General features: G+C 46.1%; 12 protein-coding genes. 10 read left to right on the top strand and 2 right to left on the bottom strand.

The annotated features are described in order from the left end of the window. Window positions 1-193 precede the first annotated feature (193 nt). From DXN05_RS18405 to DXN05_RS18450, 10 genes are all read left to right on the top strand, one after another. Window positions 194-1849: a tetratricopeptide repeat-containing sensor histidine kinase gene (locus DXN05_RS18405; protein ID WP_211330097.1), complete on the top strand. Its 1656-nt coding sequence runs from the start codon at window positions 194-196 to the stop codon at window positions 1847-1849. An 8-nt stretch (window positions 1850-1857) separates the two neighbouring features. Further along, a complete protein-coding gene (locus tag DXN05_RS18410; protein ID WP_116848758.1) occupies window positions 1858-2523 on the top strand; it encodes a response regulator in 666 nt (221 codons plus the stop codon). An 84-nt stretch (window positions 2524-2607) separates the two neighbouring features. Continuing rightward, the gene (locus tag DXN05_RS18415) at window positions 2608-2817 is read left to right on the top strand and encodes a hypothetical protein (RefSeq protein WP_116848759.1); all 210 of its coding nucleotides are present in this window, start codon (window positions 2608-2610) and stop codon (window positions 2815-2817) included. Between the two features lie 45 nt (window positions 2818-2862). Then, complete coding sequence (locus tag DXN05_RS18420) at window positions 2863-3084, top strand: hypothetical protein (protein ID WP_116848760.1); 222 nt, start codon at window positions 2863-2865, stop codon at window positions 3082-3084. Window positions 3085-3094: 10 nt separating this feature from the next. Further along, complete coding sequence (locus tag DXN05_RS18425; protein WP_116848761.1) at window positions 3095-3589, top strand: hypothetical protein; 495 nt, start codon at window positions 3095-3097, stop codon at window positions 3587-3589. 31 nt (window positions 3590-3620) lie between these two features. Next, window positions 3621-4841 (top strand): DUF4407 domain-containing protein, encoded by a 1221-nt coding sequence (locus tag DXN05_RS18430; RefSeq protein ID WP_211330098.1) that lies wholly within the window; start codon window positions 3621-3623, stop codon window positions 4839-4841. Then, window positions 4838-5095: a hypothetical protein gene (locus DXN05_RS18435; protein ID WP_116848763.1), complete on the top strand. Its 258-nt coding sequence runs from the start codon at window positions 4838-4840 to the stop codon at window positions 5093-5095. The genes DXN05_RS18430 and DXN05_RS18435 overlap by 4 nt, the downstream gene beginning before the upstream one ends. Before the next feature lie 59 nt (window positions 5096-5154). Further along, window positions 5155-5802 carry a hypothetical protein gene (locus DXN05_RS18440; RefSeq protein ID WP_147313984.1) on the top strand — a complete coding sequence of 216 codons (648 nt, stop codon included), beginning with the start codon at window positions 5155-5157 and terminating at the stop codon, window positions 5800-5802. A gap of 15 nt (window positions 5803-5817) precedes the next feature. Next, window positions 5818-7746 carry a J domain-containing protein gene (locus DXN05_RS18445; RefSeq protein WP_116848765.1) on the top strand — a complete coding sequence of 643 codons (1929 nt, stop codon included), beginning with the start codon at window positions 5818-5820 and terminating at the stop codon, window positions 7744-7746. A gap of 11 nt (window positions 7747-7757) precedes the next feature. Next, complete coding sequence (locus DXN05_RS18450; RefSeq protein ID WP_116848766.1) at window positions 7758-8249, top strand: hypothetical protein; 492 nt, start codon at window positions 7758-7760, stop codon at window positions 8247-8249. 86 nt (window positions 8250-8335) lie between these two features. On the opposite strand, the gene DXN05_RS18455 is transcribed toward DXN05_RS18450, so the two are convergent. Then, window positions 8336-9265 (bottom strand): metallophosphoesterase family protein, encoded by a 930-nt coding sequence (locus DXN05_RS18455; protein ID WP_116848767.1) that lies wholly within the window; start codon window positions 9263-9265, stop codon window positions 8336-8338. A 9-nt stretch (window positions 9266-9274) separates the two neighbouring features. Beyond that, window positions 9275-11104 carry an alkaline phosphatase gene (locus DXN05_RS18460; RefSeq protein ID WP_158559317.1) on the bottom strand — a complete coding sequence of 610 codons (1830 nt, stop codon included), beginning with the start codon at window positions 11102-11104 and terminating at the stop codon, window positions 9275-9277. Between the last annotated feature and the right edge of the window lie 98 nt (window positions 11105-11202).

The following is an 11202-nucleotide window of genomic DNA, read 5'->3' on the forward strand; positions in this document are numbered from 1 at the left end:
GCCCTTCTACTAACACAATCCTGTGATCTTATAATTTTACCTCACTTAATCAAAGTCTCCGCTATATAGCGTGGTATACCGGCCAATATTGAAAAAGCCGCCCCAAATACTTTTGAGACGGCCTCTTATTTTTTAAGCCGAATATCTCCTTCGAAATATATGATTTTTTTATTTTTAAGTCAAATAGCCCTTTTTGAAAACATGCCATCTAATTCTGCTGCTGGTGCTTACCTGCATCTGTGCATGCAGCAAACAACCTAAAACCGCTGCTTTTACCACAACCCTGGATTATGATAAAGGCGAATCTTTTTTGTACAGGCAAAACGATTCTGCTTTTTACTACTTCAATAAAGTCGCGGCCAGCCAGAAAGATAGTTTACTGGTTGCCCTGGCTTATAATAACATGGCCGTGATTCAATCTGACGCAGGCGACTATTTCGGCGCACAGGAAAGCCTGCTGTTATCGCTTCAATATCTCAATGAGCAAAAGAAACTGGACTACAACTGCCTCTCTTCCGACTATAACGAACTTGGCACCAGCAGTCTTAACCTGAAAAACTATGACGCTGCGCTCGACTACTACAACCATGCTTTACAGTTTGCAACTGACGCAGATGCTAAAACCATTGCCTTAAACGACAAGGCTGTTGCTTACTGCAAAAAGCAGCAGTACGGTGCAGCGATCGCCATTTACGATTCCATTATTAACAGCAGCCGGAATAATAAGAAAGAGTATGCGCGGGTATTGTCTAACCTGGCCAACGTAAAATGGCTGCAAAATTCCGGTTACGAGGCAGCACCTGAACTACACGCGGCACTGCAAATCCGCCAGGATGAGCAGGATGACTGGGGGCTGAATGCCAGTTATGCGCACCTGGCTGATTACTACCGTCAATCCCGGCCAGATTCTGCCCTGCTCTATGCCCGTAAAAGGTATGCTGTTGCGCAGCAGTTGAATAGTCCGGATGATGAATTGGAAGCACTGGAAAAAATCATTCCGCTGAGTGCGCCGGGAGAAGTGCAGCAGTATTTTACACGCTACCATTATTTAAGCGACAGCCTGCAAACCAGGCGCAATGCTGCGAAGAACCAGTATGCCCTGATTCGTTATGACGCGGAAAAAAATAAAGCTGACAACCTGCGTTTGCAGAAAGACAATACAGAAAAAAGGATCCAGATTATACTGCAGCGGGTGTTTATTGGGGGCATCGTTGTTCTTCTGGTCATTGTGTTATTTATGATCATTGCCTGGGACCGCAAGCGAAAGCAGCAGTCGGAGAATGCCATGCGCGAGCTTCGGCTTAAGACTTCCAGGAAAGTGCACGATGTGGTGGCGAATGGGTTATACCAGGTGATGACACAGGTGGAACACAACAAGCTGCAGAAAGAGCAGCTGCTGGATGAAATAGAAAAGCTGTACGAACAATCGCGTGATATTTCTTATGAGCAACCGGAACCTGAGCCGGTTGATTACCCTACAGCACTGGCGCAATCACTTCAATCATTCGGGAATGAGCATACCAAGGTATTGGTTGTAGGCAACGAGGCCGCCTTATGGGCGACTGTAAACGACCAGGCAAAAAAAGAACTGAAACACGTATTGCAGGAACTGATGGTGAACATGCGCAAACACAGCGAGGCACAAACCGTGGTCGTAAAATTTGAACGGAAGGGTAACCGGGTAAAAATTCAATATACAGATGATGGCGTGGGAGTGCCTGCTGCATTTAGTTATGGCAATGGATTAACCAATACGGAAAACCGTATTAACAGCATTAACGGCCAGATTAATTTTACCGGCAATACCCCCAGGGGATTGAAAATTGAGATTCATCTTCCAATTGCTTAAACCTCCGCATGATAACAAAAGTATTAATAGCAGAAGACCACGAAAGTGCAAATATCTCTGTACAGGCAACACTTGACGAATTGCAGATTCCCCATACGGATTATGTTTATTATTGTGATGATGCACTTGACCGGATAAAGAACAGCAAGCTGCGTAACGACCCGTATGATTTGCTTATCACAGACCTTTCATTTGAAGAAGACACAAAGGCACAGCAACTTGCAGACGGAGCAGCACTTATTGAGGCTGCAAGAAAGATACAACCAGAACTGAAAGTACTGGTATTTTCTGCAACACGTGAGGCTGCAGTTATCGAGAAGTTATTTAACAAGCTGGATATTGACGGTTATGTGCGTAAAGCAAGGAACGACGCAAAAGAATTGAAACAGGCGATCGCCAAAATTGCCGTTAACCAGCGCTATTTCCCAAGACACCTGATGGAGCTGATTAAACAGAAGAATACCTATAACTTCAATGATTTTGATATAGCCGTATTATCGCTGCTGGCCAGGGGAACACGGCAGAAAGATATTCCTGAACACCTGCAAAAGAAGCAGATTAAACCATCCGGATTAAGCAGTGTGGAAAAGCGGCTTAATCAAATGAAGGAAGCATTTGGGTTTTCAACCAACGAGCAGCTGGTGGCTTTTTGCATAGAAACGGGCGTTATTTAAGATTGAAAAGTTTAAGGTCGTTTACGGTTTCCCATAAAAAACAGTGTTTAACAGCAGCTACTTTTGAAACATAAACACTGCAACATGAAAAAAGGATACTACGTTTCAAAAGTAGCACAAGACAATGGTGATCATGAGGTGCATGCTGAAGATTGCGCCTGGCTGCCCAAGCCTACACACAGAACATACCTCGGGCAATTTGATAACTGTGCCGATGCCGTACGTGAAGCTAAGAAATACCATAACCAGGCAAACGGTTGTATATACTGTTCCAAACCTTGCCACACGCAATAACATATGCCTTGTGGTGTATTGTGAAAACGTTATCCGTACCGGCAAATGAAAACGCTTTTATTTGTTTTACTGTTGCTCAGCAACATTAAATGTGGCAACACCACTACAACGGTGTATGTATGTGATAGTACCGGTGCCATCAGGTATCACTACAAAGCAAATTGCCGCGGTTTAAGCAATTGCCAGCACCGCATTGTACAAACCACACTGGAAAGCGCCCAGAAAAGCAATAAAACGCTCTGTAAATGGGAGCAATCTGCACGCTAATCATCAACTCATGAAATACTGGTGTTACCGGGTAGTAAAAAAGCTACGGTGGCTATCCGATTTCCGTAAACCCCGTTTTGCCAGCCTGGACTGCATAGACCTGGTGGTGGAAAACAGGCAATTATTGCTGCTAAGCTGGGATACTGTTCATGCAGGCAAAATACGCGTTAGTCCGGGCAACATTGTATACCGCAAACGAAACGGCGCCGCCGTATGCAGCCTGCCTGCAGGCACAGCCTGTGTTACAATCAAACTGAGTAATGTTTGGCGATCTGTCAAAACAGTATTACCGCTTAAACACGTACATATAGATGCGCAAACGCTACACTATTTCGATGCAGTTTTTCTTAACGCACTAACCTGTTCTATTGCAACTGTGCAACCTGGTTTTACCATGCCAGCTATTCAGCTAAAAAAGCTGCAACTGCAGCTACCGCTGACTATCAACGCTGCAGTATATAGTATATCCATTAATCAACCTCAACTGACCTACTATGTCCCGTGATTTTTACCGGAGCTCACCACCTTCATTTCTTATGCGCTTATTCTGGAAAGCTGCAGGTGCAGACCGTTACATACTTGAGCGCAGCACTTATGGCGACCAGGTGAAATACCTGTGCCTGGGCGGCATTATTGTAGCAACAGGGCTTATGGCCGGCCTTGCAGGCGGGTATGCCTTCTATACCATTTTTGAGCCGCGGGGCAATGCCATCAACTCCTTTAAAACGGCGGCAGATATTAGCGGTAATTACAACAGCATTGATATACCCACGATGCTGAAAGCGCTGGTATTTGGCATTATATGGGGACTAATGATATTTAACCTCGACCGGTTTATTGTTTCGAGCACAGGTAAAGGAGATGGCACTGAAGAAATAACGCGGAAAGAATTGAAGGGAGCCCTGCCAAGGTTATTCATGGGCGCTATCATTGCTATGACAATATCAAAGCCGGTTGAGATAAGAATGTTTAAAACCGAAATAGATATCAAGCTGCATGAGAAACAGATTGAACAACAGCAGGCATATAAGGCAAAAACCGATTCAATTTTCAATAGCGAGATTGCAAAGAAGGAAAGCGGGATTGAAAAGATAGAAGCAGAATTAACAGATAAACGACAACGTTACAAAAAACTGGAGGATGACTATATTAAACAATGCGAAAATCGCTACCCCGGCCCCATAGCAGCTGCCATCAAACAACAGATGGATGCACTTGCCCAGGAAATTAAAGCACTCGAAAACAGTCCTGAATATGTAAAAGTAAAAGGCGAAAAAGAAGAAATTGAAAAAAGAAGGGAAGCTGCATTAAACCAGAGCCAGAAGTATGCTGCGGGCCTTGACGGGTTGCTGGAACGCATTAAAATATGCCATGAAATTTCCGGGCCTGTCATTTCCTTATTCATTACCCTGCTGTTTATGGCCATCGAGCTCACACCGATCTTTTTTAAGCTGATGCTGATCAAGAGCCCGTATGACTATATGGAAGAGAATATCAAAGAGCTGATTAAAGCAGAAAACGGGATTGAGATACAGTATAATTATTACCAGGACAGGGAAGGGCATGAAAGAGATAAAATAGTGCAACACCAGGTACTGCGGTTGCTGAAGGAAAAAATAGCCCTGCTGGAGGCGCAAAGCCAGTTAAGCGAAGCAGCATTAAACCGGTGGACAGACAAAAAGAAAGAGCAGATTCATGACAACCCGGAACTTTTTGTAAACGAAACACAGCCACAGGATAAAGGCTTAGCGGTATGAGCCAGCACAACAGATCCTGGATGTTTTCACCCGAAAGCTTTGTAAGGCTATTGGGTGCTGAGTACTCGCTGATGCGCAGTGCAGGAGTTCTGCAACGGTTTTATATTTCTTCGTTGCTGATTGTAGCCATTATGCTGCTTACCTGGCTAAGCGTACGATATGCCATAGACCTGCTGTTTCATGCTATTATTATAGAAATAGCACTTGCCATATTCTTTTGCCTGCTGTGGTTTGCATTTATATTTTCCTGTTAAACACATTTGCAAAAGAAAACAGCAGCAAGGGGATATTTACTTTTTCCAATGTCATCCGCATGGGGTTTATTGCATTCATGGGCTTTTTGCTTGCACAGCCGCTGGTTATTTCGCTGTATGCATCTAAACTATTACCAGCTGTTGAGCAATACAAGCAACAACTGCTGCTGTCGCACACAGCTAAAATTGATGCGATGGAGCAAGGGGAGATCGATAAGCTCATCGCCAGGAAAGCGTACTGTATGCAGCAGAAAAACACCTACGGCACAACTGTGTATAATATTGAGCTTGCTGCCATAGACAGCGGCATACAACGCATACAGCAAAGAATGGAAGCTTTCAGCAATGCAGCACAACAAACCATCGGCCGTAACAGCTTCTTCCTGTTTCGCGTACAAAAAGTTCACCACAGGAACCCGGGTGCATGGTTGCTGACTTTGGCGATTGTACTATTGTTTTTACTGCCCGGTTACCTGGTGTATACCTTATCGAGTAAGCACGAATATTACCAGCTGAAAAAACAACATGAAAAGGCGTTGATACTTGATGCCTATAAATTTTTCACCGACCGGTATTGCACATTGTTTGATGAGCCGGTAAGTATTTTTACCCGGTATGAGGATCCTCCCTTTAATACCAGGCGTAAACAACCGCCGGCTGCTGCACACACTGCTGATTTTCTTCAAAAATACCTTGAACAGCCTTAGTTTATATTAACTGCAATGGACTATACAAAGGACTATTACAGCATACTGGGTGTCGATAGCAAATGCACGCCGGAAACCCTGCGTGCAGCTTACCGCCGTTTGGCCAACCAACATCACCCGGATAAAAATCCTGGAGATGCTGCCGGGGCAGAAGAGCGCTTCAAAGCAATCAATGAGGCATATGAAGTGCTGAGCAATGAGATTAACCGGGCTGTGTATGATGAATACCGGGCAGCACATGAACAAGTCACACAACTGAAACCTGCAACAACACACAACCCTGAACCCGTTTTTGAACCTGGCAAAACAACCAGGACCAAAACCTACACAGTAGTACACGAACAAAAAGTATATGTACAGGGCACCATTGATATCAAGTTCCAGGGCGAGCCGGAGTTAACTGATACCTATGCCCAACAATGGGAACAGCGGTTTACGATCATTCCTACAGAAGTATTGGCAACCATCTTCTCATCACATATTTATAACGATCCGCCAGCTGAATACCTGCAAGCTTATGCGGCCGCACACTCCATGGCTACACCTTTAAAACAGCCGGTTACCTGCAGGGTGATGAATGCAGGTGAACAGGAATATTACCAGCTTTGGTTATACGACATTCGTGTACAAGACCCTGTGCTGAAAGATATGGTACGGCATGAAGCACAGAGTTTTGGCACCTTGCAGGGACAAATGTTTGGTTATGTATTGCACCAGTACGAGGAAAACATAACGGAAGAATATACGGAGTATTCCGGCCCTACCGGGCGTGTGGAGACGAAAACCGATTCAGATTACATTTATACCAGGCAGGAATTTTATGCACCGGACGGTAGTACTTATTGGGCAAACTGGAAAAAGTACAGGATATATAAGCCTAAACCCGGCACACCGAAAACAGACCCCACCACCAAGACACCTGTTTACAAGGATGACGACCGAAACCAGTCTGCCTGGTGGTGGCTGGTAGCATTGCTCCTCATTGTAATCATAAGGCCAGGGATCCTGCTTATTCTTGCTCCTTTCCTATTTCCGTTGCTGGTCATTTTACTGGCGCGGATTGCTTCCCTGTTTGCCAAACTGCTGCCGTGGCTGGGGGCCATTATAACCTGCCTGCTGTTGTTTTCTGCAATGTTTTCGCTGTTGCATACATCACACCGTGCAATGCGTGTTGTTCCACGCAGAAGTCATGCGCACATCAATTCAGCAAGAGATGTTGTGCAGGGGCAGAATCAGCAGGCAGATACCATCATTCGCCATAATCTTCAATGGGAAGACAGGGATAGTACTCACTATGCCATACAACTTTCCATACCATCGTCTGCCATACATCAATCGGCCATTGCGCATGAACAAATGGATGAACAACAGTATGCTGCGCTGGGTATTGGCGCGGTATACCGCTCTATGCTGCAAACCGATGATATTTATATAACATCTATGGCAGGCAGGTTCGATTCGTTGGCTAAAGCCAGGTTTCTTGACCGGCAACATGAGGCATCAATGATTGTGTCTTGCATTCAATCCATACCCTATGCACTGGTAGTAAACAAATCCTGTTATGACAACTATACTGATAGCTACGTAAATCAATACCTCTCGCGCTGCAATGGTGATTGTTGCAAGGGATACTCAAAATTTGGTGTACAATCACCTGTAGAATTTATGGGTGATTTAAAAGGAGATTGCGATACAAGGGCCCTCCTGTTGTATGATATACTGGGCAAGCTGGGTTATAAAGTAGCACTGCTGACCAGCACTTATTATAAACATGCATTGATTGCCGTTGACCTTGATGAACCACCATCAAACACTGCCATAGCCATCCCTGTTAACGGAGCACACTATTATTTATGGGAAACTACTGCTACCGGGTTTGGCCCCGGACAAATTCCTGCCAACCTTGCTGATATTAACCGCTGGAACGTAACATTACTTCAATAACACATACAACAATGAAAACATTTTTACCCACACATATTATATTTACTTTTCCACTGCTTATTGTTCAAAGCTACCTGGTTATTTATGTAAGCCTGCTATTATTGCGGCGCATGAAACTATTGAAACGACCCTACAGCGGGATGAACGATGCGGAGACGCTGCCGGCAGCCTTTATCCTGCTGGGCGTATTGATCATCTCTTCTGCCAACGCGCCTGCGCTATTCCAGGCTGTAAAATCCTTCGGTGAAACATATACTTCTATAACGGAACCTTTTCTGCTGTTTTACGCCAGGTCGTTCCTGGTTACCCTGTTCACCAGCCTGCTGTTTATTGCCCTGAACTTTGTGAACCTGCGTTTTTTGTTCCGGGCTGACTACCCGGTACCAAACTTGCCGGTAAACCTTCTGATCTGTGCAATAGGCGTTGGCTTCGCCATAATTTGCTGGTATACATGCAGGGAGGTTTTAGATAATATGACGCCCCAATACATCAATTTCCGGTAAAAAGAGTGGTGTATTTCTTAAAACACAAAAGCAATGCTTCTGCACTGCTTTTGTATTTCACTGATGATTATTTAGCTACGTACCCGCTAACGCTCCAGGTAAGGCACATATTGCTCGTCGAAGGTGCCATCAGCATAGAGATCGATGAGACCGTAGCCGGGCGGGGTTTCGCGCCTGTTGCCATTCCACCAGGCACCGCTTACCGCGCCGTCGCAGATGTAGGTGACATTGTTGTAGACCACTTTGTCGCGTATGTGGATGTGGCCGCTCAGGCACAGTTTTACGTTCGGGTGCTGTACAAACAGTTTGGTTAGTTTGGCGATATCGGTGTGCATATCGCCGCCGGTGAACTCCCACCTGTTTACAATATTGTCTTCGATCATCAGGGTAGCAGTGAGCAGGGGAATGTGCGAGAGTATGCAAACCGGCGTTGTGGCAGGCAGTTGTGCCAGCTGTTGCTCCAGCCAGGTATACTGCGCATCGCCCAGTTTGCCGATGTACCAGGTATTGTCGATATCGAGGTGTACGCTATCCAGCACAATAAATTGCCAGCCTGCCTGGTTAAATGTATACCAGGGTGCTTCCATTTTCAGTTGCTTCAGGCTGTACTGCTTGCCGTAGGCAGGATCTCCCTTGGTGCCCTCTTCATACCACCAGATGTCGTGGTTGCCAAGGCAATGTTTCATGGGTATGTGGCAGTGTGCTTCAATAATGCTGTGCCATAACTTCCATTCGGCTTCAATGGTAGGCAGTTGCTCTTTATTCATATCGAAAACAGTGTCTCCACCATTCAATACCAGGTCAACTTTAGGCGATTGCTGGTGGATATGTTCGAGGCAGCGTACAAATTTCTCCGGTGCATTCAGTTCGCCTTTCAGGTGCACATCGGTAATATGCGCCAGTCGCAATACCGGTTTGGCAGAACGCGGGGCTGTAGCTGCTGCAGCAGCTGCAGGTAATACAGCAGGTGCTACAGAAAGTGCACCGAGCGTTTTTAATAATGTTCTTCTTTTCATAAGTTTTTTTTATCGGGCAGCAGCTCCTGTTGCATCCAGTATTTTATGAAACAATTCTGTGTTTTCGTATACACCACGGAACAGCTGTGAACCGGGACCGTAAGCAAATACCGGTACGGGTATGCCGGTATGGTCGTTGGTGGAGAAGTTACCGGTTACATAGCCTTTGCCGAAGTCACCGCCCAGCAGCGATAAGCCGCCTGTTTCATGATCAGCGGTAACAATCACCAGTGTTTCACCATCTGCATCGGCGAATTGTAAGGCACGGCCAACTACCTGGTCAAAGTCCATTACTTCGGTAGCCACATAGGGCAGGTTGTTGGCATGGCCGCCATGATCAATCTGCGCGCCTTCGGTCATCATGAAGAAACCGGCTTTGTTGCGTTTGAGAATGTTGAGTGTTTTATCAAAAGCTTCCTGCAGCCAGGGACCGCGGTGGTTAAGCATAGATAATTCAGCCTGACGTTCCATGATAAGCCATTTGCCGGTGGTGGTATCAGGCACATGGGCTACCACGCTGTCGATGTTAAAGGCGCTGTTGCGCAGCCGGGCAGCAAGCGCAGGGGTAAAACTTTTGTTGCCAGAGCCCATCAGCAATTGTACCGGAGCAGCAGCCAGGTCGTTGAAAATAGCAGCAGAGCTGTCGCGCAGTGCACGGTGCGCATAAAAATCGGCCGGGGTGGCGTCGGTTACATCACCGCAGGTAACCAGGCCGGTTGTTTTTTTGAGGCGGTTAAAATATACCGGCAGCAAGGTAAGTGCGCGGCCGGTATGGTCAACCCCAACAAAGCGGTTATTGGTTTTTACGCCCGATGCAATGGAGGTAGAACCAGGAGCAGAATCAGTGATGTAGTTATCGTGTGAGCTGGTTTTAGATAAACCCATGTTGCGGATATTAAAAATATTGAGCTGACCACCATTGGCTGTGTAGCCGCTGTACAACTGTGCAAGACCGGTTCCATCGCCAATGAGCAGGATAACATTCTTTGCTTTCTTTTCTGCACCGTCGCTTGCAAAGCTGGGCTGGTAAGCAGTGTAAGGCGCTGCAGGATTGGTATAGCTATTCGCCGGCAGGTTGTTCAGGAATGCCGCGAGGTCGTGGATATGATCGGTGTTAAGGTAATCGATACCCAGTTTCATGAGCTGGTACCAGGCATTCACCACATCGGGTGTAGCCCAGAAACGGATAGGCTTGCCGTGTTTGTGCGCATCTTCAACCAATGGCTTTAGTTTAGCGATATCCGGTGCAAGGATATTGCTTTTGCCATTCCATTCGCTGAAGCGGTGAAAATCGGCGCTGAGCATATCAATTTTAGGCCAGGCATCATCAGGATAGGTTTCACCTACATTGCCATCGAAATGAATGAACGCCGGGTACTTGCTGTATTCCGTTTTAGGCGGGCGGGCACCGGTGAGTACAAAATGTACCTGGCGGTTATTTACCAGGTTGGGGTACCTGGAAATGGCAGCCATTACGCGGCTGATGGTAACAAGGGAATCATTTTTTATATCGATGAGTAGCTGCAGTTTGCGGGTAGTATCTGCATATGGGTGGCCATTGTGTGCCACCACCATCTGGTTCAGCAGGCGCAGGTACAGTGAATCAAAACTGCGGTGTACACCATTGGGCTGAATTTTCTCGTGCGATACCAGCAGGGAATCTTTGTAAGCATATACATCGGCTTCAATAGAGCCGAAGCCTGCATAATAAGCGGTTAAAAACGGGATAGTGTTTTCGTAATCATTGTGCGAATGTGCGTTGGCAACCGTGTACTGCACAGGTTGCGCCATGGCCAGGCTGGTATAACAACTCAATACCCAGCAACAGATTTTTTTCATGCGATTCATTTTGAGAATAATTTCCGGGAGCAGCAGCTTGGTTGCAGATAACAAGCGGCAAAATAAGCATAGTTTGTTCCATGCAGCCGCCATTTTTA

It is taken from the genome of Deminuibacter soli (genome assembly GCF_003412455.1).
In the GTDB taxonomy this organism is placed as follows: domain Bacteria; phylum Bacteroidota; class Bacteroidia; order Chitinophagales; family Chitinophagaceae; genus Deminuibacter; species Deminuibacter soli.